The 24,202-nt window shown below is 68.6% G+C and carries 22 protein-coding genes; 13 read left to right on the forward strand and 9 right to left on the reverse strand.

What is annotated here, in order from left to right:
* Positions 1 to 30 precede the first annotated feature (30 nt).
* The 6 genes from L0984_RS01325 to L0984_RS01350 are packed head-to-tail and all read right to left on the reverse strand — an operon-like array spanning position 31 to position 5,925.
* Positions 31 to 813 (reverse strand): amino acid ABC transporter ATP-binding protein, encoded by a 783-nt coding sequence (locus tag L0984_RS01325; protein WP_255697077.1) that lies wholly within the window; start codon positions 811 to 813, stop codon positions 31 to 33.
* Between the two features lie 9 nt (positions 814 to 822).
* Positions 823 to 1,476: an amino acid ABC transporter permease gene (locus tag L0984_RS01330; protein ID WP_234191983.1), complete on the reverse strand. Its 654-nt coding sequence runs from the start codon at positions 1,474 to 1,476 to the stop codon at positions 823 to 825.
* A gap of 12 nt (positions 1,477 to 1,488) precedes the next feature.
* A complete protein-coding gene (locus L0984_RS01335; RefSeq protein WP_370645867.1) occupies positions 1,489 to 2,718 on the reverse strand; it encodes an amidase in 1,230 nt (409 codons plus the stop codon).
* 8 nt (positions 2,719 to 2,726) lie between these two features.
* Positions 2,727 to 3,485: a substrate-binding periplasmic protein gene (locus L0984_RS01340; protein ID WP_234191985.1), complete on the reverse strand. Its 759-nt coding sequence runs from the start codon at positions 3,483 to 3,485 to the stop codon at positions 2,727 to 2,729.
* Positions 3,486 to 3,499: 14 nt separating this feature from the next.
* Positions 3,500 to 4,996 carry an amidohydrolase family protein gene (locus L0984_RS01345; RefSeq protein ID WP_234191986.1) on the reverse strand — a complete coding sequence of 499 codons (1,497 nt, stop codon included), beginning with the start codon at positions 4,994 to 4,996 and terminating at the stop codon, positions 3,500 to 3,502.
* Positions 4,993 to 5,925: an alpha/beta hydrolase gene (locus tag L0984_RS01350; RefSeq protein ID WP_234191987.1), complete on the reverse strand. Its 933-nt coding sequence runs from the start codon at positions 5,923 to 5,925 to the stop codon at positions 4,993 to 4,995. Before L0984_RS01350 ends, L0984_RS01345 begins: the two co-directional genes overlap by 4 nt.
* Positions 5,926 to 6,156: 231 nt before the next feature.
* Between L0984_RS01350 and L0984_RS01355 the strand changes: the two genes are divergently transcribed.
* Genes L0984_RS01355 through L0984_RS01390 form a run of 8 tightly spaced genes read left to right on the forward strand, consistent with a single transcriptional unit; the run spans position 6,157 to position 14,238 of the window.
* The gene (locus L0984_RS01355; protein ID WP_234191988.1) at positions 6,157 to 7,344 is read left to right on the forward strand and encodes an aromatic ring-hydroxylating oxygenase subunit alpha; all 1,188 of its coding nucleotides are present in this window, start codon (positions 6,157 to 6,159) and stop codon (positions 7,342 to 7,344) included.
* Complete coding sequence (locus L0984_RS01360; RefSeq protein WP_234191989.1) at positions 7,344 to 8,030, forward strand: isochorismatase family protein; 687 nt, start codon at positions 7,344 to 7,346, stop codon at positions 8,028 to 8,030. Before L0984_RS01355 ends, L0984_RS01360 begins: the two co-directional genes overlap by 1 nt.
* Positions 8,027 to 9,013 (forward strand): carbon-nitrogen hydrolase family protein, encoded by a 987-nt coding sequence (locus L0984_RS01365; protein WP_234191990.1) that lies wholly within the window; start codon positions 8,027 to 8,029, stop codon positions 9,011 to 9,013. Before L0984_RS01360 ends, L0984_RS01365 begins: the two co-directional genes overlap by 4 nt.
* Positions 9,010 to 9,924 carry an NAD(P)-dependent oxidoreductase gene (locus L0984_RS01370; RefSeq protein WP_234191991.1) on the forward strand — a complete coding sequence of 305 codons (915 nt, stop codon included), beginning with the start codon at positions 9,010 to 9,012 and terminating at the stop codon, positions 9,922 to 9,924. The genes L0984_RS01365 and L0984_RS01370 overlap by 4 nt, the downstream gene beginning before the upstream one ends.
* Complete coding sequence (locus tag L0984_RS01375) at positions 9,896 to 10,798, forward strand: LysR family transcriptional regulator (protein ID WP_234191992.1); 903 nt, start codon at positions 9,896 to 9,898, stop codon at positions 10,796 to 10,798. The genes L0984_RS01370 and L0984_RS01375 overlap by 29 nt, the downstream gene beginning before the upstream one ends.
* Positions 10,788 to 12,272: an FAD/NAD(P)-binding protein gene (locus tag L0984_RS01380; RefSeq protein ID WP_234191993.1), complete on the forward strand. Its 1,485-nt coding sequence runs from the start codon at positions 10,788 to 10,790 to the stop codon at positions 12,270 to 12,272. The genes L0984_RS01375 and L0984_RS01380 overlap by 11 nt, the downstream gene beginning before the upstream one ends.
* Before the next feature lie 8 nt (positions 12,273 to 12,280).
* Positions 12,281 to 13,330: a ring-opening amidohydrolase gene (locus L0984_RS01385; RefSeq protein WP_234191994.1), complete on the forward strand. Its 1,050-nt coding sequence runs from the start codon at positions 12,281 to 12,283 to the stop codon at positions 13,328 to 13,330.
* Positions 13,327 to 14,238 (forward strand): polysaccharide deacetylase family protein, encoded by a 912-nt coding sequence (locus tag L0984_RS01390; protein ID WP_234191995.1) that lies wholly within the window; start codon positions 13,327 to 13,329, stop codon positions 14,236 to 14,238. The genes L0984_RS01385 and L0984_RS01390 overlap by 4 nt, the downstream gene beginning before the upstream one ends.
* A gap of 286 nt (positions 14,239 to 14,524) precedes the next feature.
* On the opposite strand, the gene L0984_RS01395 is transcribed toward L0984_RS01390, so the two are convergent.
* The 3 genes from L0984_RS01395 to L0984_RS01405 form a co-directional block, all read right to left on the reverse strand.
* Positions 14,525 to 15,487 (reverse strand): DUF2971 domain-containing protein, encoded by a 963-nt coding sequence (locus tag L0984_RS01395; RefSeq protein WP_234191996.1) that lies wholly within the window; start codon positions 15,485 to 15,487, stop codon positions 14,525 to 14,527.
* Positions 15,488 to 16,307: 820 nt separating this feature from the next.
* Positions 16,308 to 17,015 (reverse strand): hypothetical protein, encoded by a 708-nt coding sequence (locus tag L0984_RS01400; protein WP_234191997.1) that lies wholly within the window; start codon positions 17,013 to 17,015, stop codon positions 16,308 to 16,310.
* A 312-nt stretch (positions 17,016 to 17,327) separates the two neighbouring features.
* Positions 17,328 to 18,215: a LysR family transcriptional regulator gene (locus L0984_RS01405; RefSeq protein WP_234191998.1), complete on the reverse strand. Its 888-nt coding sequence runs from the start codon at positions 18,213 to 18,215 to the stop codon at positions 17,328 to 17,330.
* A 124-nt stretch (positions 18,216 to 18,339) separates the two neighbouring features.
* On the opposite strand from L0984_RS01405, the gene L0984_RS01410 reads away from it, so the two are divergent.
* The 5 genes from L0984_RS01410 (at position 18,340) to L0984_RS01430 (ending at position 24,123) form a co-directional block, all read left to right on the forward strand.
* A complete protein-coding gene (locus L0984_RS01410) occupies positions 18,340 to 19,326 on the forward strand; it encodes a Bug family tripartite tricarboxylate transporter substrate binding protein (RefSeq protein WP_234191999.1) in 987 nt (328 codons plus the stop codon).
* Between the two features lie 10 nt (positions 19,327 to 19,336).
* Positions 19,337 to 20,650, forward strand: coding sequence for an FAD-dependent oxidoreductase (locus L0984_RS01415; RefSeq protein ID WP_234192000.1), 1,314 nt, complete (start codon positions 19,337 to 19,339; stop codon positions 20,648 to 20,650).
* 152 nt (positions 20,651 to 20,802) lie between these two features.
* Entirely contained in the window at positions 20,803 to 22,011 is a 1,209-nt protein-coding gene (dapC, locus tag L0984_RS01420; RefSeq protein WP_234192001.1) for a succinyldiaminopimelate transaminase, read from the forward strand.
* 44 nt (positions 22,012 to 22,055) lie between these two features.
* Positions 22,056 to 22,889, forward strand: coding sequence for a 2,3,4,5-tetrahydropyridine-2,6-dicarboxylate N-succinyltransferase (gene dapD, locus L0984_RS01425; RefSeq protein ID WP_017760573.1), 834 nt, complete (start codon positions 22,056 to 22,058; stop codon positions 22,887 to 22,889).
* A gap of 79 nt (positions 22,890 to 22,968) precedes the next feature.
* The gene (locus L0984_RS01430; protein WP_234192002.1) at positions 22,969 to 24,123 is read left to right on the forward strand and encodes a PilT/PilU family type 4a pilus ATPase; all 1,155 of its coding nucleotides are present in this window, start codon (positions 22,969 to 22,971) and stop codon (positions 24,121 to 24,123) included.
* The last annotated feature ends 79 nt before the right edge of the window (positions 24,124 to 24,202 follow it).

Raw genomic sequence — 24,202 nt, forward strand, 5'->3', positions numbered from 1 at the left:
GGCTCCTTGGGGTTGAAGTACTGCCGGGCATCAGCCGTGCTGCGAGGCCTGCAGGAACTCGCGCGTGCGCGCACTCTGCGGCGCCGTGAACATCGCCTCCGGCGTGCCGACCTCGACGATGCGGCCCTGCTCCATGAAGACGACGCGGTCGGCCACCTCGCGCGCAAAGCCGAGTTCGTGCGTCACCACGAGCATCGTCATGCCCTCCTCGGCCAGCGCGCGCATCACGCGCAGCACCTCGCCCTTGAGTTCGGGGTCGAGCGAGGACGTGACCTCGTCGAAGAGCATCAGCTTGGGCCGCATGGCCAGCGCCCGCGCGATGGCGATGCGCTGCTGCTGCCCGCCGGAGAGCGCGCGCGGATAGCTGTCGGCCTTGCTCGCCAGGCCGACCTTGTCCAGCAGCACCATCGCCTCGGCGCGCGCCACCGCCGGCGCAATGCCCTTGACGTGGATGGGGGCCTCGGTCACGTTCTGCAGCACCGTGAGATGCGGGAACAGGTTGAACTGCTGGAACACCATGCCGAGCTCGCGCCGCAGCAGGTTCAGCGCCTGTTCCGGCACGCGCTGGCGCATGGCGCCGCCGGCCGGCCCGTAGCCGACCGGGCGGCCGTCGAACACCACCTCGCCGGCATGGAAGGGTTCCAGGAAGTTCACGCAGGCGAGCAGGCTGCTCTTGCCCGAGCCCGAGGGCCCGATGACGACGACGACCTCGCCGGCCTGCACCGCGAGGTCGATGCCGTGCAGCACCTCGACGTCGCCATAGCGCTTGTGGAGATTGGTGATGCGCAGGATGGGCGCGTGGGGCAGTGTCATGGCGTCAGGTCACGTCACGCGGTAGCGCTTTTCGAGCCAGGCGTTGATGGCGATGAGCGGCAGCGTCAGCAGCAGGTAGCCCAGGGCCACCCCGGCAAAGGGGCTGAAGGTGTTGGCCTTCCAGCTCATGAAGTCCATGCCGGCGCGCAGCAGGTCGGAGATGGCGACGGTCGAGACCAGCGAGGTGTTCTTGATCAGGCTGATCAGCTCGTTGGTCACCGGTGGCAGCACGCGTCGCGCGGCCTGCGGCAGGACGATGCGGCGCATCGCCAGCGGGTAGGACATGCCGAGCGCGCGCGCCGCGCGCATCTGGCCGCCGTCGATCGACTCGATGCCGCCGCGCAGGATCTCGCTCATGTAGGCGCCGTTGGTGATGCCCAGGGCGATCACGCCCACCGTGGTCGCGTCGAGCAGCAGCCCGGCCGACGGCAGGCCGTAGTACAGGAAGAGCAGCGTCACCAGCACGGGCGTCGCACGCATCAGCGTGACGTAGACGAGCGCGGGCAGCCGCAGCACCCGGCGCGGCGACACGCGGGCCAGGCCACCGAGCGTGCCGAGCACCAGCCCGACCAGCGCCGAGAGCGCGGCGATCTTCGCGGTGATCACCATGCCCTTGAGCAGCGACGGAATCGCGGCCAGGAAGACGTCGAAGGAAAAGTCCATCCGCCCGATCCGTCAGTGCGCAGCGCCGGCCGGGCCGAGCCGCTCCGACAGCAACTGCGCCAGCTGCAGCACGCCTTCGTCGTCGCCACGCGCACCGATCACCGACAGGCCGACCGGCGCGCCCTCGCTGCGCATCCACGGCATGCTGAGTTGCGGCAGGCCGGCCAGGCCCGCCGGCGCCAGCATGCGGAAGGAGCGCGCGCGGATGTCGTTGACCGCATCGAAGGACGCATCGAGGCTCGGCGCCGGCGTCGGAACCGTGGGCCACACCAGGGCAGCCCCACCGGCCAGCACACGCGCCATCGTGGCGATGGCATCGACCCGCAGCCGCTGCATGGCGGCCACTTCGTCGAAGCCCACGCGCGCCGCGGCGTCGAAGCGCTGCGTCACGTCTTCGCCCATGTGCGGCTTTCGGCTGCGCACCCAGTCGCCCAGCTGCAGCCAGATCTCGCTCGCCTGCAGCACGCGGAAGGCATTGGCCCAGTCGGCCAGGGGCAGCGTGCCCTCGGGCAGCAGGGTGACGGGCGCCAGTTCGCGCAACTGGGCGATGAGCGCCTCGTAGGCGGTGCGCACCGGTGCGTCGAGCAGCGGCAGCACATCGGCCGCCACCACCAGCGGCCCGATGGCTTGCGCTGCCGCAACGCGGCTGCGCGCCAATTGCTCGAACACGCGAGTCATCGCATCGGCGCTGGTGGCGAACCAGCCGACGGTGTCGAAGCTGTGGGCCAGCGTGAAGCAGCCCTGGGCCGCGATGCGCCCGTGCGTGGGGCGCATGCCCCACACGCCGCAGTAGCTGGCAGGCAGCCGCGTGGAGCCGCCGCAGTCGGTGCCCAGCGCGATGTCGGCATGGCCGCCCGCGACGGCGACCACGGAGCCCGAGGACGAGCCACCCGACAGCCGGTCCGGTGCCGCCGGGTTGGTCGGCTTGCCGTAGTGCGCGTTGTTGCCGGCCAGACTGTAGGTCAGCTCGTCGGTGACGGTCTTGCCGACCCACGGCGTACCGGCATCGAGCAGCGCGCGCACGGCCGGCGCCGACGACTGGGCCTCGGCCTGCTCGGCGAACCAGGCCGGCTGGCCCGCCCCCACGCGCAGGCCTTCGACCTCGAACACGTCCTTGACCGCGAGCCGCAGTCCGGCGAGCGGCCCGGCGTCGCCATGGGCCTGCCTCAGCCGCAGGGCGCAGGCCTCATCGCTGCCGTCGGAGACGAAGGCGCCGTGGCGCCCCGCAAGGGTCTGGAGCACGGCCGCGCTCATTGGAACCACTTCGCATCGAGCTTGTCGAGGAAGCCCTCGCGCTTGAGGTCGGCCAGGATGGCGTTCACGGCCTCCAGCAGGCGCGCGTCGTCCATGCGGGTGTTGATGCCGACGTCGCGCTTGTCCCAGGTCTCGGAGACGGCCAGCTTGCTCGGCCGGCGCGCGGCGTTGTAGCGCACGGTGGGCAGCGTGTTGACCACGACGTCGGCCCGGCCCGCCTCCACATCCGCGAAGGCGAGCAGGAAGTCGTTGTAGGTCTTGACCTCCTTGGCGGTGCCCAGGTCGCGCACGAAGCGCTCGCCGGCGCTGCCGATCTGCACCGCCACCACCTTGCCCGCGATGTCGCCGGCCTTCACGATGTGGGCGGCCGGCTTGGCCCCGCCCGCGATGCCGGAGTTGTAGTACGGCGTGGAGAAGGTGATGCGCTGCGCGCGGTCGGCGGTCCAGGTCATGGCGGTGACGAGCATGTCGACCCGCTTGGAGTTGAGCGCCGGGATGAGGCCGCTGAAGTCGATCTTTTCCCACTTGGGCTGCACGCCCAGGCGGCGCGCCACCTCGTTGCCCAGGTCGATGTCGAAGCCGACCATGGTGCCGTTCTCGACATAGCCGAAAGGCGGGTAGGCGCCGCCATTGGCCATGACGACCACGCCGTCCTTCTTGATCTTGTCCAGCGTGTCCGCCTGCGCCGCGGTGGCGGCACCCGCGATCAGCGCGACGGCGAGGCCGGCGGAACGGAGAAGTTGTCTGCGATGCATGGATCGTCCTTCGGTTATCGGGAGAAAGGAAAGGGAGAGCCTTCGGCCGCGGCCCGGGCCAGCACGCGGCGCACCGCGTCGACCACGGGCCCGCCGGCCGTGCGCCGGGCAAAGACCTCGTGGCGGAAGCGCTCGGCCGCCTCGGCGATCTCGTCGCGCAGGGCCGGCTCGTCCACGCCGCTCGCGCGGCCGTCGGCGAACACCACGCGGCCATCGACCACCACCGTGTGGACCGCACTGCTGGTGGCGGCAAAGCAGAGCTGGCGGCGCGGGTCGTGCAGCGGCACGAAGGCCAGGTCGCGCGCGTCGAGCAGCGTGAAGTCCGCGACGCGACCCACGGCGATCTCGCCGGCGATGGCCGCGTTGCCCATGGTGGCCGCGCCGTCGGCCGTGGCCATGCGCACGAGCCGGGCGGCGTCGGGCGCGGGATGGGCGGCACTGGCGTCCAGCTTGTGGATGAGCGAGGCCATGCGCAGGCTGTCGAGGTAGTCGACGCTGTCGCCCGTCGCGGCGCCGTCGGTGCCGATGGCGACCTCGACCCCTGCGGCCAGCAACCGCCCGACGGGGCAGCGCCCGCTGGCCAGCTTGAAGTTGGACAGCGGGTTGTGCACCACGCGTGCGCCCCGCTCGGCCACGCGTTCGATGTCGGCATCGGTCAGCCACACCGCATGGTTCATCGCCAGTTGCGGGCAAAGCAGCCCGGCCCCGTCGAGCACCTCGATGAAGCTGCGGCCGTACTGCTGTTGCGCGGTGACGGCCTGCGTGCGCGACTCCAGCACATGCATGTGCACCGGCACCGCGTGGGCCGCAGCGGTATCGGCCACGCGGCGCAACAACGCGGGCGTGCAGCGCTGCGGGCCGCGTGGGCCGAGCGACAGGCCGAGCCGCGAACGGCCCCGCGCCGCCAGCGCATGACGGGCGCGATGGAAGACGTCGAACTGCGCGTCCAGCGCGCGCGGCGGGCGGGCGTCCAGGCGCGCGCTCAGGTCAGGGGCGAACTCCGCGCGTGCAAACGACAGCCCGTCGAGGTAGCCCCGGTCGGACAGCGTGACCGCCACCCGGGCGCGCAGGCCCGCATCGTCGTAGGCGTCGAACACGGCCTGCAGCGCCTCTTCATCGCCACCGGGGTTGAGGAAGTCGTCGTGCAGCGCGGTCACGCCCGAGCGCAGCGAACGCAGGGCCAGCATCATGGCGCGCAGGTAGTGCCAGCGCACGGGAATGGCGTCCGCGCCCAGCGGCGGATAGGCCAGCGCCAGCCAGACTTCCAGTGGCTCGCCGTCGCAGCTGCCCTGCTCGAACATCTCGTTCGAATGCGCATGCGCGTTGACGAAGCCCGGGAAGGCGATGAGGCCGCTGCCGTCCAGGTCCGCCAGGCCGGGCGGACCGGCAAGGCTGCCGGCAGGGCCGATCGCGCGGATCACGCCGCCCTCGATGCCGACGTCCACGCGCGGCGCGTCGGCCGGCGCGTCCCCGAGACGGACGTTGCGAAGGCTGCGCAGCGCCCGCGTCATGCGGCGCTTTGCGCGGGTGCGATGCCCCGCGCCACGAAGGCACGCATCTGCGAGTGGGCGGCGTTGAACTCCAGCGCCGCATCGAAATGCGCGCGGCCCTCGATGCGCAACAGGCGGCTGTCGACGCCCAGGTTGTGCAGCCGCCAATGCAGTGCCTGTGCCTGCCGGATGAACTCCGGCGACTCCTCGTCGCCGACGGCCACGAGCATGGGCGGCAGCGTCGGCCGTTGCGCGGCTTCGGCCAGGGCTTCGAGTGTCAGCAAGGGGCTGCAGGCGACGGCCTCTTCCGGCGTGAAACCGAGGGTGACCTCGGCCATGCTGCGCGCCAGCGGCCGCAGGTCGTACATGCCGCCGAGCAGCAGCAGCGCACGCATGCGGCCCACCCACGGCTGCCCGGTCAACGCCGCCGACAGCGCGAGGTGCGCGCCCGACGAATGGCCCGCCAACGAGAGTGCGGCCGAGTCGATGCCCAGGGCCTGCGCGCGCGTGACAACCATCGCGATGGCCGCGTCCACCTGCGCCACGATGGCCGGCAGACGGGCCTGTCCGAGCGCGGCGAAGTTGATGCCGACCCAGGCCATGCCCTGACGCACGCAGGCCTCGGCCCAGAAGGCCGTCTCGCGGCTGGTGTTCAGGCGCCAGCGACCGCCGTGCACGAAGACCATCGCCGGCACCGGCCTCGTCGCGCCAGGCGGCAGGAAGACGTCGGCCCAGCCTTCGTCGCCGGCACTGAATCGATGCGTGGCATGCCCGATGCGGTGCGCAAAGGCGTCGGCCGACAGCGCGCGCAGGGCCGCGAGGTCATGGGCGTTGCGGGCCGCACTGTTGTTGTCGTACTGCGCCGCCAGCTCCGCATCGCTCAGGGGCGGCGGCTCGATGAAAGGGTTGGGCGCGAAAGCGTGCATGGCCGCAGCGGCCGCAAATTCCATGCCCCAGGTGCCTGCTTGCGCGTCCGTCTAAAGCTAGGCCCAGCGTCTCGCGCGGTCTCCCTGCTGCGTGGGCGTGCAGAGGCGGCACAACATAGCCCATGCCTATGGCTGTCCCTGGCCCCAGCCGAAACACCCGGCGATCACCCAGCGGATGGCATGCGCTTTGCTGCACGCCAATGCGGCGCAGATGGGCCGCCATAGGCCTTCCCGATGTTTTGCAGGATGGATTCCATGGACGCGATCTTCGACCCGACCCGCTACGACGACGTACGCAAGCCGCTGCTGCAGGCCCATGGCCTGCCTGCCGATTGCTACCACGACGCCCGCTTCTTCCAGCGCGAACTGGAGACCGTGTTCGCGCGCAGCTGGCTGATGGTGGGCCGGGCCGACCGCATTCCGGCCACGGGCGATTTCTTCACGCATGACCAGGCAGGCCTGTCGCTGATCGTGCTGCGCGACCGCGAGGGCGGCATCCGCGCCTTCGTCAACGCCTGCCGGCACCGTGGTGCGCGCCTCCTGGACGTGCCCGAGGGACAGGCCTGCGGCAACGAGCGCGCCATCGTCTGCCCCTACCACGCCTGGAGCTACAACCTCGAAGGCGAGCTGCGCGGCTGCGCCGGCATGGAGGCGACGCAGGACTTCGACCGGGCGGACTTTCCGCTGGTCTCTGCGCGCGTCGACGTCAGCGACGGCTTCATCTGGGTCTGCCTCGACCATGGCGCACCGCCGCTGCTCGAATGGCTGGGCGAGCTGCCCGACCGGCTGGCGATGTACCAGCTCGGCGACATGGTGGCCACGCGCATCGTCACGCACGACGTGGCCTGCAACTGGAAGGTGTGGGTCGAGAACTTCATGGAGGGCTACCACATCCCCACCGTGCATCGCGCCACCATCAGCAGCCACAAGGCCGTCAACCATCCCGAGGAGCCGAGCGGCAATGGCCAATACACGGCCATCTTCGAGCAGCACGATGGCACGCTCGCCCTGCTCGATGGCGACACCGGGTTCGCCCCCATCGAAAGCCTGCACGGCGAGTCGGTGCGCGGCAGCCGCTTCATGCTGGTGTACCCCGGCACCATGCTCGCGCTGACCATCGACACGATGTGGTCCTTCCAGTGCCTGCCGATGGGGCCGGAGCAGACGCGGATCGTCCACACCTCGATGTTCCCGCGCTCGCGCGTGGCGCAGCCCGACTTCGAGGAAGTCGCACAGCGCTACTACAAGCGGCAGGACCGCGTGGTGGCCGAAGACAACGCCATCTCGGTGCAGCAGCAGCGCGGCCTGCGCGCCGGCCCTGTGCATCCCGGGCGCTTCGCGGCCAAGGAGCGCATCGTCCATGCGCTGGACAACTGGGTCCTGGACCGCGTGCTGGCACCCGCGCAGACCGCCACGATCCACCCGCTGAAGCGGAGCGCCTGATGGACGGCACCCTTGCCATCGACGCGAGGCCGGGCGCGGTGCAGTGGCGCACCGACGAGACTGCGCTGATCGTCGTGGACATGCAGAACGGCTTTCTCAAGCCGGGCGGCTACTTCGACAACGTGGGCTACGACCTGGCCCATGCGCCGGGCACCGTGGCGCAGGTGGTGGTGGCGGTCAAGGCGGCGCGCCAGGCCGGCGTGCAGGTGATCTTCATCCAGAGCGGCTTCGACGCGATGCACCTGTGCGTGGGCGGCGACACGGCGCCGGTGTGGCACAAGTCGGAAGCGCAGGTGCTGATGCGCGAGCGGCCCGAGCTGGCACGCCGGCTCATCACCGACGGCACCTGGGACTACGAACTGGTGGACGAGATGGCCCCGGCCGCCGACGAGCCGGTGATCCGCAAGTCCCGCTACAGCGCCTTCGCGGGCACCAGCCTCGACCAGTTGCTGCGCGCCCGGCGCATGCGCAACCTGGTGTTCTGCGGCGTGGCTGCGAACGTCTGCGTGGAGACCAGCCTGCGCGACGCCTACGGGCACGAGTACTTCCCGCTGTTGCTGGAAGACGCGACGCATCACGCCGGGCCCGACTTCCTGCGGCAGGCAACGCTGTGGAACGTCGAGCGCTTCTTCGGCTGGGTGGCGCCGGTGTCGGCATGGCAGCGCGCCACCGGGGCCGCACGATGAGTGCCGCCGGCAAGATCATGGCGGGGCGCGAGCGCGTGCGCGTGGCCATCGTGCAGACGCCGCCGGTCTTCCTCGACCTCGACCGCTCCATCGACAAGGCCTGCCGCAAGATCGCCGAGGCGGCCGCGGGCGGCGCCTCGCTGGTGGTGTTCAGCGAAACCTGGCTGGCCGGCTATCCCTACTGGGACGAAGGCTGGAACAGCGATTCGCATGCGTGGATGGCGGTGCGCGAACGCTTCTTCGACAACGCCCTGCTGATCCCCAGTGCACAGAGCCAGCGCCTGTGCGAGGCGGCGGCGCAGAGCGGCGTGACGGTCGTCATCGGCTGCAACGAGCTCGACGCCCGCCCGGGCGTGCACACGCTCTACAACACGATGCTCACCATCGGCGACGACGGCCGCATCGTGGGCAAGCACCGCAAGCTGCGTCCGACCTTCGTCGAATCGGCCTTCTGGGGCCAGGGCGCGGGCGACGACCTCTACGTGCACGAGACGGCCGTCGGCCGCGTGGGCGGGCTGATCTGTGGCGAGCATGTGATGACCCTGGCGCGGGCGCGCATGATCTCGCAGGGCGAGGACTTCCACATCGCGCTCTACCCCGGCGCGTTCAACGTGTGGAGCGGCCCGAAGATGCAGGTGGAAGACCCGGACGGCAGCCACTTCATCGGCTACGCCTCGTGCCGGGCGCATGCCAACGAGGCCGGTGCCTTCGTGGTCTGCGCGGTCGGGCTGATCGACGAGGCTTCGATCCCGGCCGACTTTCCGATGCGCGAGTCGCTCAACATCTCGTACGCGCGCGGCGGCAGCATGGTGATCGCGCCGGCCGGCGTGCCGCTGGTGGGGCCGGTGTACGGCGACACCATCGTCTATGCCGACTGCCCGGCCCGCATGATCAAGCTGTCGAAGGCCATCATCGACACCAACGGGCACTATGGGCGGCCCGACGTGCTTTCGCTGCGTTGCCACCCCGAGGAGCGCGCATGACCTCGCCCACCGCCGGCGAGGCCGCAGGCGGCGCGGTGGACGCTGCACCGCCCGCCGAGCTCGCGCCCGTGCTGCTCATCGGCCTGGGCACGATGGGCCTGCCGATCGCGCTGCGGCTGCACGCGGCGGGCGTCCCGGTCTGGGGAATGGACAGCCGGCCGGAACTGCACGATGCGCTGCCCGGCGGCCGGGTCTTCACGGCCGGGTCGGTGTGCGACGCGGTGCGCGCGTGCCGCGCCGCCGCCGTCATCACCTGCGTCAGCGACGAAGCCGCCCTGCAGCGGCTGTGGCAGGCACCGGGCGGGCTGCGCGAGGCGCTCGCGCCTGGGCTCTGCGTCGTCGACCACACGACGACCTCGGTCCCCGCGGCGCGGCAGCTCGCGGCCGACGCCGGGCAGGCTGGCGCGATGTGGGTCGATGCGCCGCTCTCCGGCGCTGCCGCGGGCGCGCGCGCGGGCACGCTGTCGGCCATGCTCGGCGGTGAGCCGGGTGCGGTCGCGCATGTGCGCCCGCTGCTGTCGGCCTACTGCGCCACCCTCACCCACCTGGGCCCGGCCGGTGCGGGCCAGGCGGGCAAGCTGACCAACCAGATCGCCATCGCCGGCATCGACGCCGGCCTGCTGGCGGCCACCGGCTTTGCCGCCCTGCAGGGGCTCGACCTCTCACGCTGCTTCGATGCGATGGCCGCCGGCAGCGCCCATTCCGTGCAGCTGGCTCAGCACCGCGCGGCACTGACCCAGGCACCGGCCGACAGCGCCTTGTTCGACTGGCTCCGGCGCGACCTGGCGCTGGTGCTGGCCCACCTCCCCGCCGACGCGGCTGCGACGTCCGGCGCCTCGCAGGCCTTGCACGGCCGGCTCCATGCCCTGAACCGAGTCTTCGATGGAACTGCGGCATCTCCGTTACTTTGAGGCGATCGCCGCGACCGGGAACGTCACCCGCGCCGCCGCCACGCTCCACATCTCGCAGCCCTCGCTGAGCCAGGCCATCAAGGAGCTGGAGGCCGAGGTCGGCATGCCGCTGCTGGTGCGCGGACCGCGCGGTAGCGTGCTGACCGAAGCCGGGCGGGAGTTCATCAAGCACGCCAGCGACATCCTGGAGCGCGTGTCGACCGCGCGCGACGCCAGCCGCCGGGCCGCGCACGGGGCGGCCGGCCAGCTGGTGGTGGCCGTCACGGGTTCCAGCGTGTTCGACGTGGTGCCCGAGCTGATCCGCCAGGCCGCCGAGCACATGCCCGAGGTGTCGCTGCGGCTGGTCGAGATGCTGACCGACAAGCAGATCGAGGCGCTGTACGCGCGGCGCGTCGACGTCGCCATCGGCCGCGCCCTGCGCAACGAGCCCGGCCTGACCTCGCGCGTCATCGCCAAGCGCTCCTTCATGGTCGCGGTGCATGTGCGGCATCCGCTCGCGCGGCAACGCAGCATCACGCTGGACGACCTGCGCAACGAGCCGCTCATCACGCCGCAGCGTCGGCTCGGCCCCGGCTTCCATGCGCAGCTGATGACGCTGCTCACGCGCGCCAAGCTCAACCTGCAGATCGCGCACGAAGTCACCCACATGCCCACGGTGCTGGGCCTGGTGGCCGCCGGCCTGGGCCTGGGCATCGTCAGCGACGAACTGCGCGACCTGGAAGTGCGGGACGTCGTCTACCGGCCGCTGTTCGAAGGCCACGACGCGCTCGAACTCGCCGTGTCCTGGCGGCTGGACAACCCTTCCGTGGCGCTGGCGCAGTTCGTCGGCCTCTGTCGCAATCCTTCTTCCCTGGAGCTTTCCCATGCCCTCTGACTCGCTCGAGGCCCTCAACGCGCGCGTGCAGCGCGACCTGAGCTACCTGGCCTATCCCGCCAAGCCCTGGGTGCTGGACTTCGATGTCGCCCGGCTGCGCGCCCTGGGCGTCGACGCCGAGCCCGAGGCGGTACTCCACTGCGCCATCGTCGGCGGCGGGCAATTCGGCCTGACCATCGCGCATGGCCTGCGGCGCGAATGCGTGGACCGCGTGCGGGTGTTCGAGAAGAACCCGCGCGGCCTGGAAGGGCCCTGGATGACCTTCGGCCGCATGAAGATGCTGCGCACGCCCAAGGACCCGACGGGCCACGACCTGGGCAACGCCAGCCTCACCTTCCGCGCCTGGTACGAGGCGCAGCACGGCGCCGAGGGCTGGGACCAGCTCTTTCGCATCAGCCGGCCCGACTGGCAGGCCTACCTGGGCTGGTACCGCGAGGTGACCGGCGTCGACATGGTCAACGAGGTCGAGGTCACGGCCGTGGAGCCCTGGCCCAGCGCCGCCGACTGCCAGCTGTTCCGGCTCACGGTCCGCGGCACCGACCGGATCGACACCGTGTGGGCCCGCACCGTGGTCTTTTCGGGCGGCGCGGAAGCATCGGGCGGCCACGTGGTGCCCGACTTCATCAGCGAGCACCTGCCCACGAGCCTCTATGCCCACACCAGCGACTGGCCGATCGACTTCCGCCGCTTCGAGGGCCAGCGGATCGGCCTGCTCGGCTCCGGCGCGGCGGCCTTCGACGCGGCCATCGCCGCGCTGGAGGCGGGCGCCCGCGAGGCGGTGCTGTGCTTTCGCCGCCCCGCCCTGCCCCGCACCAACCCGCGGCGCTGGATGGAGTTCGCCGGCTTTCTGGCGCACTACCCCGAGCTGCCCGACGACCAGCGCTGGGCCTACATGCAGGAGCTCTACCGCATCGGGCAGCCGCCCCCGGTGCCGACCTTCGACCGCGCGGTCAGCCTGCCCGGCTTCGTCATGAAGGCGTCGACGCCCTGGCTGGCGGTGCGCGAGGACGCGGGCCAGGTGCTGGTCGACACGCCGCAGGGGCCCGAGCGATTCGACTTCGTCTTTGCCGCCACCGGCGCCTTCGTGGACCTGGCCCAGCGGCCGGAGTTTGCCGGGCTGCTGCCCTATGCGGCGCTGTGGGCCGACCGCCATGTGCCGGCGCCGTCGCAGGCGGAGCCGCGGCTGGGCCGCTTTCCCTACCTCGGCCGCTTCGGCGAGTTCACCGAGAAGACGCCGGGCTGTGCGCCCTGGCTGGACCACCTGTTCACGACCACGCGGGGCGCGACGCTGTCGATGGGGCCGAGCGCGGCATCGAACAGCAACATCAAGTACACGGCCCCGCGCGTGATCTCCGGCGTGACGCGCGCCCTGTTCCTGGACGATGCGCCCGAGCATGGGCGCCGCTTCGCGACGGCCAACCACGACGAGCTGGCGCCCGACAAGCTGCAGGCCACGATGGGCCACGCCGCCTGAAGCGTGCGATGACCGAGGTCCACTGGTTCGACATGGCGCACCCGGCCGACTACGCCGGGCTGCAGGCCTTGATCGGCGACCCCGATTCGGTGGCGCGGCTGGCGGTGCTGGTCAAGACCGAAGGCCACACGGCCACCAACGACTTCGCGCGGCAGCTGTCGCGCACCGCGCTCGATCCGCTGCTGGCGCCCTGGACCGCCGCCGGTCGCGCCGTGGCCGTGCTCGCCAATGGCTGCGAAGGCGTGGCGACCCCGGGCGGCTATGCGCTGATCGAGCGCCGCCCGACGCGGCCACAGGACGATCCGGGCCTGCGCCTGGGCATCGCGCGCTCGGCCCCGCTGCCGCCGGCCGTCATCGGCGAGCCCGAGGCCATCGATGCGGTCGCCGCCTGCGTGACGGCCGCCTGTGCCGATGCCGGCCTGGCCGCGGACCAGGTCGCCCTCGCCATCCTCAAATGCCCCACGCTGCTTGCGAGCCGCTGCGCCGGCTCGCCGCACCGCAGCGACCAGCACCGGGGGCGCGCCATCGCCGCCCTCGGCGCGGCTGTGGCACTGGGCGAGATCGAGCGCGCGCGCATCGGGCCCGACGCGATCGCGAACGATCCGACTCTGCACAGTGCCAAGGCGATGACCTTTGCCGGTCCGGAGCAGGACGCCGTCGAGGCCCTCGTGCTGGGCCATGCGGACGGCGCTGGCGACCCAGGGGGCGCGCTGCGCCTGGGCGTCTGCCATCCCCGCGACATGCTCGACGCCGCCAGCATCCGCCGGCTGGCCGTGTCGCTGGGCCTGCGCTTCGACGAGGCCGGCGGACTGACCGAGCCCGAGCGCCTGCTGGCCGTCTTCAGCAAGGCCGGGCCGACACCGGACGGCCGGGTGCGCGGCGCCCGCACCGGCATCTTCACCTCGGCGTATTCGGCGGACAGCCACATGCGCGCGGCACAGTCGGGGCTGCTGGGCAGCCTGTTCGGCAGCACGCGCTTCTTCGTCTCTGGCGACCCCATCCAGCAGGCCCCACCGGGCGGCGGCGTGGTCGCCCTGATCGTCAAAGGCCAGCCATGACCGACCCTGCTTCGCCCCTGCGCGCCCTGCCCACGCACGGCCGCTACGACTATTCGCCCATCGTCGAGCGCCCCACCTACGAATGGCCCAACGGCACGCGGCTCGCCTTCTACGTCGCCTTGAACATCGAGGCCTTTCCCTTCGGCGAGGGCATGGGCCCCGAGCTGAACCCGCGCCAGCCCGAGCCCGACGTGGTGAACCACACCTGGCGCGACTGGGGCAACCGCGTGGGCATCTGGCGGCTGCTCGAACTGCTCGACGAATTCGACCTGCCCGCCAGCGCCTTGCTCAACACCGCCATCTACGACAGCTGCCCACAGATCGCGCAGGCGCTGCGGCGGCGCGGCGACGAGATCGTCGGCCACGGCCACACCAACGCCGAGCGTCAGGCCGAGATGGATGCGGAAGCCGAGGCGCGCATGATCGAGAACGTCACCGCGCGCCTCCACGCGGAGGAAGGCCAGGCGCCGAAGGGCTGGATGGGCCCATGGGTCAACGAAACCCTGCGCACGCCGGAGCTGCTGGCGCGCAACGGCTACGCCTACGTCATGGACTGGATGATGGACGACCAGCCGGTGATGCTGCGGACCGCGCACGGCCCTCTGGTGGCGCTGCCCTACGCCCGGCCGACCAACGACATCACCGCGCTGCACGGCGCCAAATGGACGCCCGAGGAATGGGCCGACATGCTCATCGACCAGGTGGACGAGATGCTGCGGCAGTCACGGCGGCAGCCGTTGGTCTTCAATGTGTCGCTGCATCCCTATCTGATGCACGCGTTTCGGCTCAAGCACCTGCGGCGATTCTTCGAGTACCTGGCGACGGTGCGGGATCAGCTGTGGGTGGCGCGATGTGGGGATATTGCGCTGTTTGCCAGAGGGGAAATGGAGGGGGTGGGCGGCAGATGAGGCGCCAGCTATCTCACTATCTAATTTAGCGGGGAATCAGCCTGCTCGCCTTACCTACGGAGGGCAGATCTAAACAGGAAGTTCCGCGCATTGTCGGACATAGGAATCGAAGAGGTTCAGATATCCGCGCTTGGGCGTGAGCAGTCATTCGCTCAAACGCTTGAAGGCCGAAGGGCAGCGATCCAACGGCGGACACGAATCCGCACTTTGCACGAACTGGCATTAAGTACAAGTTGGGCGTTCCGGATGGACTTTATTGCGGATTGGGAGCACCTTTAGAGAAGGGCTATACGTCCTCAAAGCCCTCCAATGCCGACAACGCGCGGCGAGGGTATCCGACGGAAATTTCCCCGCCATTGAATACTCGGCGCTTCAGCTTGAAACTCGCTGGTTGCTCGCACATCTCGAAAAACTGAATATTTTTTTCTCGTCCTTCAAGTGCCTTTACGATCGCGTGCCGGACCGAAGGCGCGGCTCGCATTCCAAAAGTGACATCCTCTAGTTCCAGAGGAGAGTCTGCCAACCCCTTATCACCGACGAGGCGCCATTCACGCTCATAGCGCCAATCGCGGGCCTTGCGGGCCAATACCGCTGCGTCTACGTCGCGCCGTGCCCTATCATCACCGCTCGCCATTTCAGCCACGCGACTCGCTGCAACAAGCCGACTTCCACCATACTCGACTCGATGTAAGCGGGCCGCCACCGAGTCAGGAACCGAAAATCCCAGACACACGCCACGGTGTTCATCACCGTAGTGACTCCACATTAGCGGGCAGTCGCTACGCTCGGCCATCGAGAAGATTCCTCGGTCGTACTGAGCTAATAGCTCGTCTTGAATTGCGCGCGCAAGCAGCCTTCGATGCGCATCTTCTTCCATGCCACCGTACTCAGGGTCGGTCGCGTGGTAAGCGATTTTCTCAAGAAGGCGCTTCACTTGAGAGAGGCCGCGTTGACCAATATGCTCGAGCGTCCGCGGCCCACGGTAGCCAATGCTCAAGGCTGCGGCTTTCATTGCACCCGCACTTCTTGAGATTACGAGCTTGGAAAGCAATTCCTTCAATTCGTGAGTATTTAAGTCGGAGTCGACGACTGGCTTGGTGTCAAGCGGATCATTGAATGATCTTGGGTCGGCAAAGAAAATCACGTCATTGACGACCGATTCAATGGTCAACGTCGTTACTGCGCGGTATTTGTATAGCCGGGCCGGATGTTTGGCAACTGACGATGGACGGGGCTCATTGTGCTGCATTACGTTATCAGTGGCTGTCACGGCCACGCCATGGAGGGTTTAATTTCGGCACTTTACCAGCTTTTCAAGCCATAAGCGCTTCTTATGTAGTTGACACTAGACGTGAGAAATTCGTTCGCCGCCGTTCTCTTCAGTCATACGATATTTTTTCTCGAAGCATCTCCAGTTTTCTCCATTTAAAGGGATCTCACACCTTCTGCGTCTTGGCTTGGGTAAGGTGCGGGTTGAGTTCCACACGCAGCAAATTGCGCAAATATCAAAATATCTCCGAGGCGTCGGGCAGGAACCAGAGCGCTCATGGTGTGATGTGAGCTGCGAGTTGCCTACCCAGTACTGCCATTGCTTCGCGGCCGCGCATGTGCCGGTACACCTCGCGAAGCCTCGATATCGTCGAGCAGATTATCAAGCGGGAGTGCTATTAAAACTGCCTAACCTCTTTCTTGGTCAAGATCCCTCTTTTATAAAACTCCAGCCTCAGCAAGCGCTGTTCGACGTCGATCTCTACTTAAACCGCCAGAGCATACCCACACACGTGCTCTGGATGGCATCCATCCCACGGCCAAACTCCCTCCCATAGGGCCCGTTTCATCGCCTGAAGTCATGCTCCATCGGAGTTTTCTCTTTATCGGGCCAGATAGTTTTTCCACTTCAATCTGGATTAATTTGTCGTGACTTTTGTGAGAAGCGAAGCTCCCTCCGCAACAAGAAATAAACTTATCGCATCTTCAAAGACCAAATCCGCTCTTTGCATAGATCGATTCTGGGCAAGTCTTCCGGGTTATAGTGAGAGTGATTGGGGCGATATCAAATTGCGGCACGTTCAATCCGATTCGGATCGACGTGGCATATGCGTCCAGAACGGGATTTGCACATCAAGAAAGTGAGGCGCGATGATAGCCTCGCCGGGGGGCATAGCGGGGATGTGTTGAAGAACGGACTCGACCAATGCACCCACCGCTTTTTCGAGGTAGTTGTTCACCTGCGTGATGAGGTCAATCATCTGTCTAATCATCGAATCCATGCTCTCGAGAAGGCGTTCGGTTCCAACTGGCTTGATCGACCCCTCAGCTTGCGGATCTGAACTGTAGAGGCTGAACATCAAATGCAACACCACATCGTTTGCTGCATCGTAGAAAGTATTCCCTGATAGATTGCTTACGAAAATCTCATCGTCCTTCCACTCATCATTTGGTGTGATGAATGGAAGCAACTGAACGAAATTCGGAAAATGAAACCCGAGCCTGTTGCGCAATTTCTTTAGCCATGGGGCGGAATCCAGGGCCGCAAGCAAAATTGCTCTGCACTGTTGCTCCTCTGGCCATCTGGGCTGGATCAGGCGTATAAACGTCGCTTCAAGCTTCTTGTTCTTCTCGAGTTCGTCGCGAACTTCGCTAACTTTACCTAGCGCGATCCTGAACAGGAACTGGGCCTGCGCCATCTCGGGGTGAAAGCGGACCGTTCGGCGATCCCCGTGCTTCGGCATAGCGAAGTGGATTAGCTTTTGCAAGCACATCAATTCGTTGAACATGTGGCTCAGTAGATAGTACGAGTACCTGTCGTCGTCCGATATGTTCTTAAGCTTGTGCAACGGGATTAAGAGCCTATGAACTTCCACAGACCCCAGTCGCAGCTTCTTGTTGCCTTTGGTCATACTCAATTTTCAGGAATCAAAGTCGAACGTCCGCTTCCGGCAGTCTGCCGTCAACCCAATGAGACCGTGTTGGTCAGCATAAAGGCAAATTGGCTCTTGCGAAATGGGAAATGCCAGCTGCGCATCGCCTACACCTCACAGGAGACGCCCAAGGCCAATCAAGAACGTGGCCCGGCTCGCCGCACGGGCTCATCGCTTTTCTCTGAGCTGCTCCCTCACCAAGCCCACCAACGCATCCCCCAAACTCGACGGCGGCATCGCCCCATGTCGCACCGCCAGCACCGGCTGCGTCGACGCCGCCGCAATCGGCCCCCATCCCAGCCGCGCGTTCTGCCAGGCCCGCGCCGTCAGGTCATCCACCAGCGCCACGCCCGCACCGCTGGCCACCAGGGCGCAGGCCGCCTGGCCCGAGCGCACCTCGATGCGTGACGCCGGCACCTGCCCGACCTTCTCCGCCGCCTTGCGCATCAGCTGCCCTTGCGGCGTGTCCTCGCTGAAGGAGATCAGCGGCTCGCGCAGCAGGTCGGCCATGCGCACGGTGCGCCGTTGGGCGAAGGCGTGGTCGGCCGGAAAGACGCAGCCCATCGTCCAGTGCCCGAGCGTCTGCGCCGTCAATAGCGGATGCGTCACGGGCAGCGTGCAGATGGCGATGTCGGCTTCGTGGTGCACCAGCTGGCCCACCATCTCGCGGGCGCGCAGCGTCTCCATGTAGAGCTGGGCGGATGGAAAGCGCTGCGACAGCGCCTGCAGCGCCCGCGGCACCAACTCCAGCCCGGCGCTGGGGCTGCACAGCACGCGCAGGCGCAGGCCCGTGCCGTCGCGCAGGGCCTGTGCGCGGGTCTCGATGCCGCGCACGCCGCGGTAGACCGACTCGACCTCTTCGTACAGCGCCTGTGCCTCGGGCGTGGGCCGCAGCCGGCCCCGGCCACGCTCGAAGAGTTTGAGGCCCAGCTGCAGTTCGATGTGCGACAGCATGCGGCTGATGCCGGGCTGCGACACGTGCAGTAGCCGCGCCGCATCGGTGATGGAGCCGGCCAGCATGACGGCGCGGAAGACTTCGATCTGGCGCAGGTTCATGGGCGACGGTGGGGCGAGGCGTGCATAACGGCATGTTATGCAGGTCGCGTGTCTTGGTATTTCACGGCAAGCGCGCGAGCGGCCATGATCCCGGCCGTCGCGAAAAAACAGAGACAGGCATTCCATGACAGTTCGATTCACGCGCCGGGCCACGCTCGGCTGGCTCGCCGCCGCCGGCGCGGGCGCCCTGCCCTTCACCAGCCAAGCCCAGGCCGAATGGCCCAGCAGGACCGTCCGGATCATCGTGCCCTTCGCGCCCGGCGGTGGCGCCGACAGCTCGGCCCGCGTGCTGGGCGACCTGATGGCACCGCTGCTCGGCCAGGCCGTGATCGTCGAGAACAAGCCCGGCGCGGGCAGCGCCATTGGCGTGATGGCCGCGGCCCAGGCCCGCGACGGCCACACGCTGCTGATGGCCAGCAACAGCATGGTCATCAACCCTGCACTCAACCCGCAGATCGGCTACGACCCCATCGCCGACTTCGATGCCGTGGGCATGGTCTCCGACCAGCCGCTGGTGCTGGTGGTGCCGGCCAACTCGCCCATCCGCTCGATGCAGGAGCTGGTGGCGCAGGCCAAGGCCAGGCCGGGGCAGTTGAGTGCCGGCAACAGCGGCACGGGCACGCTGGCGCACATCGCCTCGGAGATCTTCGCGGGCCAGGTGGGCGCGGAGATCGTGCCGGTGGCCTACAAGGGCGAAAGTGCGCTCATGCCCGACCTGATCAGCGGCCTGCTGGGCTTCGGCTTCCTCAACCTGCCGAGCGTGGCGCCGCACATCAAGGCGGGCAAGCTGCGGGCGCTGGCCGTGTCGTCGTCGCAGCCGGTGGCGGACCTGCCCGGCGTGCCGACGGTCAAGTCGTTGGGCTATCCGGCGCTGGAAGTGCGCGGCTGGGCCGCCCTGCTGGCGCCGCACGGCAGCATTGCGCCGGCCGGGCTCGCACGGCTCGAAGCCGCGCTGGCCAAGGTGCTGGCGTCGGAGACGGTCAAGTCCAAGTTCGCCATGCTCAATGTGGAGCCGGTGGTGATGGACCGCCAGGCCACCGCCCGCTTCCTGCAGGCCGAGACGCGCCGCTATGCCGACATCGTGAAGTCGCGTGGCATCAAGGCGGGCTGAGCCGATGGCCGTGACGACGACGACGAAGGCCGCCGACGCGCTGCCCGCCATCGAGGCCGACGTGCTGGTCTGCGGCGGCGGCGTGGCCGGGACCGTGGCGGCCGTGGCCGCCGCGCGCCAGGGCGCCCGCACCGTGTTGATGGAGCGCTACGGCTTCCTGGGCGGCAATGCCACGGCCGGCGCGGTCGCCCAGTTCAACAGCTGGCAGACGGCCGCCGGGCGGCGCGTGGTCGCCGGCCTGGCGCAGGAGGTGGTCGACCGCCTGCGCGACTACGGCGGCGCGGGCGCGCACCACAGCTTCGTCATGTCCACCGGCCACAAGATGGACCGCGTCGAATACGCACCCGAGCTGCTCAAGCTGGTGCTGGACGACCTGGTGCGCGAGGCCGGCGTGCAGCCGCTGCTGCATGCCACGCTGCTGGACGTGCAGCGCGAGGATCGGCGCATCGCCTCGGTGCGCGTGCTGACCAAGGGCGGCGCCCGCACCGTGCGGCCCCAGGTGCTGATCGACACCTCGGGCGACATGGACGCCATGAAGCAGGCCGGCGCCACCTTCCTCGAACTGGGTGAAGGCGAGGCCCTGCAGCCCGCGACCATGATGTTCCGCTTCGGCCCCATCGACTTCGCGCGCCTCGACGCGCTGACGAGCGAAGAGAAGGAGGCCATCGCCCGCCGCGGCTTCGAGCAGGGCGAACTGGCCCGCGCCGCGCTGCACCTGGCGCGCGACCCATTCTCCGACGACGGCTGGTTCAACATCAGCCGCCTGGGCATCGACGCCACCGACCCCATGGCCCTGGGCCGGGCCGAGATCGAAGGCCGCCGCCAGGCCTGGCGCGCCGCGGCCTTCCTTCAGCGCGCGCTGCCGGGCTGCGAGCGGGGCCGGCTGCTGAACTTCGGCACGCAGGTCGGCATCCGCGAGACCCGGCGCGTGGCCGGCGACCATGTGCTCACCGCCGAGGAGCTGCTGCGGCCCGAACCCTTCGCCGACGCCATTGCCGCGGGCGCGTACCCCATCGACATCCATCCGGCCGCGGGTGGCGGCCTGACCTACCGCTCGCTGGGCGAAGAGCATGCCTACCGCATCCCCCTGCGCAGCCTGATCCCGCGCGGCCTGGACAACGCCCTCGTGGCCGGCCGCGGCATCTCGGCCACGCACGAGGCGCTGGCCGCAGTGCGGGTGATGACGATCTGCATGGCGATGGGCCAGGCAGCCGGCACGGCGGCGGCGATGGCCGTGCGCTCGGACGGCCGCGCCGATCTGCGGACGGTCGACGTGCAGGCCCTGCGGCGCCAGCTGCTGGCCGACGGCGCCTGCCTGGCCTGATGCGCACCCGCCAGCCTGTCGCCGCCCGCTGAACGAGCGCCGGTTTCCTCCCTCTCCCCTCGCGGGAGCGGGCCGGGGAGAGGGGGCGACGGCGACGACAACAGCCGCCCCGCGGTGCACCGGCTGTCCGCCTCCCCCGATAATCCGCGCCCATGAATCCCCTGCTCGACAGGCTGCAGCCCTATCCCTTCGAACGGCTGCGGCAGCTCTTTGCTGGCGTCACGCCCAGCCCCGCCCACTCGCCCATCAGCCTGGGCATCGGCGAACCCAAGCATCCCACCCCGCCCTTCATCAAGCAGGCCCTGATCGAGGGCCTCGATTCGCTCTCCGGCTACCCGGCCACGGCCGGCGACCTGAAGCTGCGCGCTGCCTTCACCGACTGGCTGCGAACGCGCTACGGCCTGGCGCTCGATCCGGCCACGCAGGTGCTGCCGGTCAACGGCTCGCGCGAGGCGCTGTTCGCGCTGGCGCAGACGGTGGTCGACAGCAGCCGCACCCCGCGGCCCATCGTCGTCTCGCCCAATCCCTTCTATCAGATCTACGAGGGCTCGGCCCTGCTGGCCGGCGCCGACGTCTGGTACGCACCCAGCGACCCGGCCCGCAACTTCGCGGTGGACTGGGACAGCGTGCCGGCCGAGGTGTGGCAGCGGACCCAGCTGGTGTATGTCTGCTCGCCGGGCAACCCCACCGGCGCCGTGATGCCGCTGGACGAGTGGCGCAAGCTCTTCGCCCTCTCGGACGAGCACGGCTTCGTCATCGCCTCGGACGAGTGCTACAGCGAGATCTACTTCCGCGACGAGCCCCCACTGGGTGGTCTGGAGGCCGCGGCCAAGCTGGGCCGCGACTTCCGCCGGCTGATCGCGCTCACGTCGCTTTCCAAGCGCAGCAACGTTCCCGGCCTGCGCAGCGGCTTCGTGGCGGGCGACGCCGAGATCATCAAGCGCTTCCTGCTCTACCGCACCTACCACGGCAGCGCCATGAGTGGCCTCGTGGCCGCCGCCAGCATCGCGGCCTGGGGCGACGAGACCCATGTGGTGGACAACCGCGAGCAGTACCGCCGCAAGTTCGCGGCCGTCACGCCGATCCTGGAGCCGGTGCTGGACGTGCGCCTGCCCGACGCCAGCTTCTACCTGTGGGCCGGCGTGCCCGCAGCCTGGAACGGCGACGACGCGGCCTTCGCCCGCGCCCTGTACGCTCAATACAATGTGACGGTGCTGCCCGGCAGCTACCTGGCGCGCGAGGCGCAAGGCAGCAATCCCGGCCGCGGCCGCGTGCGGATGGCCCTGGTGGCCGACACCGCCGAATGCACCGAAGCCGCGCGCCGCATCGCCGAATTCGCCACCCAGGCACCTTCGGCCTGAGCCGCGCCCCCTTCTTCTCGCCTCTCCCTTCGAGTCCGAACCCAATGACCCAGCAACTGCAACAGATCATCGACGCCGCGTGGGAAGACCGCGCCGCCCTCTCCCCCAGCCAGGCCCCCAAGGAAGTGGCCGACGCGGTCGAGCACGTGATCGTCCAGCTCAACAACGGCAGCCTGCGCGTGGCCACCCGCGAAGGCGTGGGCCAATGGACGGTGCATCAGTGGGTCAAGAAGGCCGTGCTGCTGTCCTTCCGCCTGAAGGACAACGAGCAGATCCAGGCCGGCAGCCTGGGCTTCTACGACAAGGTGCAGACCAAGTTCTCGCACCTGTCGGCCGATGAACTCAAGCAGGCCGGTGTGCGCATCGTGCCGCCCGCCGTCGCCCGTCGCGGCAGCTACATCGCCAAGGGCGCGATCCTGATGCCCAGCTACGTCAACATCGGCGCCTACGTGGACGAAGGCACCATGGTCGACACCTGGGCCACCGTGGGCAGCTGCGCGCAGGTCGGCAAGAACGTGCACCTCTCGGGCGGCGTGGGCCTGGGCGGCGTGCTGGAGCCCCTGCAGGCCAACCCGACCATCATCGAGGACAACTGCTTCATCGGCGCCCGCTCCGAAGTGGTCGAGGGCGTGATCGTCGAAGAGAACTCGGTGCTGGGCATGGGCGTGTACATCGGCCAGAGCACGCCGATCTTCAACCGCGACACGGGCGAGATCAGCTACGGCCGCGTGCCCTCGGGCAGCGTGGTCATCAGCGGCAACCTGCCCAAGAAGACCAAGTCCGGCCAGGACTACAGCACCTACGCCGCCATCATCGTGAAGACGGTGGACGCGCAGACCCGCTCCAAGACAAGCCTGAACGACCTGTTGCGCGACTGACCCTGCCGGGCACCGGCCGCCTGCGGGCGGCCTTTTTCTTGCAAGCACCACCACACGCCGTATTCACTCTGGAGCCGCCATGGGAACGATGGAGCGCATTCTTCGACTGATGGCCGAACGCCAGGCCTCCGATGTTTACCTGTCGCCGAAGGCTGCCGCGCTGATCCGCATCAACGGCCAGTGCATGCCGATCAACGGCCAGATCCTGCCCGTGTCGGCGCCGCTGGAGCTGCTGCGGGAGATCATCGACGACAAGCGCATGGCCGAGTTCGAACGCACCGGCGAGCTCAACACCGCCGTGCCGCTGCGCGACGTGGGCAGCTTCCGGGTGAGCGCGATGCGCCAGCGCGGCAGCTGCGCGGTGGTGGTGCGCTTCATTCCCGTGACCGTGCCGCCTTTCGATACGCTGGCCCTGCCACCCATCCTCAAGACGCTGGTCATGGAGCGCCGGGGGCTGATCTTGATGGTCGGCGCCACGGGTTCGGGCAAGTCGACCACGCTGGCCTCGATGCTGGACCTGCGCAACGAGAGCACGCCCGGCCACATCCTCACCATCGAGGAGCCGATCGAGTTCGCCTTCCAGAACAAGAAGTCGGTGGTCAACCAGCGCGAAGTGGGCCATGACACGGCCACGCTGGAGACCGCGCTGAAAAACGCGCTGCGCCAGGCGCCCGACGTGATCCTGATCGGCGAGATCCGCGACCGCGAGACCATGAGCGCCGCGCTGGCCTATGCGCAGTCGGGCCACCTGGTGCTGGCCACGCTGCATGCCAACAACGCCTACCGCGCGCTCAACCGCATCCAGAGCTTCTACCCGGTGGAAGTGCGCTCGACGCTGCTCAACGACATGGCCAGCGGCCTGCGCGCCGTGATCGCCCAGCGCCTGCTGCGCACGCCGCAGGGTGCGCGCGTGCCGGCCGTGGAGGTGATGCTCAACACGGCGCTGGTGCGCGACCTGATCGAGCGCGGCGACTTCGACGGCATCAAGGACGCCATGGAACACTCCATGGCCGAGGGCTCGCAGACCTTCGAGGAAGCGATTGCCCGGCTGGTGCTGGAGGGCAAGGTCAGCCGCGACGAGGCTCTGGTGCACGCCGACTCGCCCGCGAACCTGATGTGGCGCCTGCAGAACGAAAACCGTCCGCGCGAGCCCGGCAAGGCCGAGCCCTCGCTGATGCAGCAGACCGAGGCGCCGACGTTCACGGACATCACGTTGGATGTGCATCCGGGCTGACACCCTCCATGCCGCTTGCGCGGGCCGGGGCGGCCGCCGGAGGTGGCTGCTCTCCGGGCACGTCCAGGCCTGCGCAGGC

The organism is Pseudacidovorax sp. NFM-22, assembly GCF_021401245.1.
Lineage (GTDB): Bacteria > Pseudomonadota > Gammaproteobacteria > Burkholderiales > Burkholderiaceae_C > Xenophilus.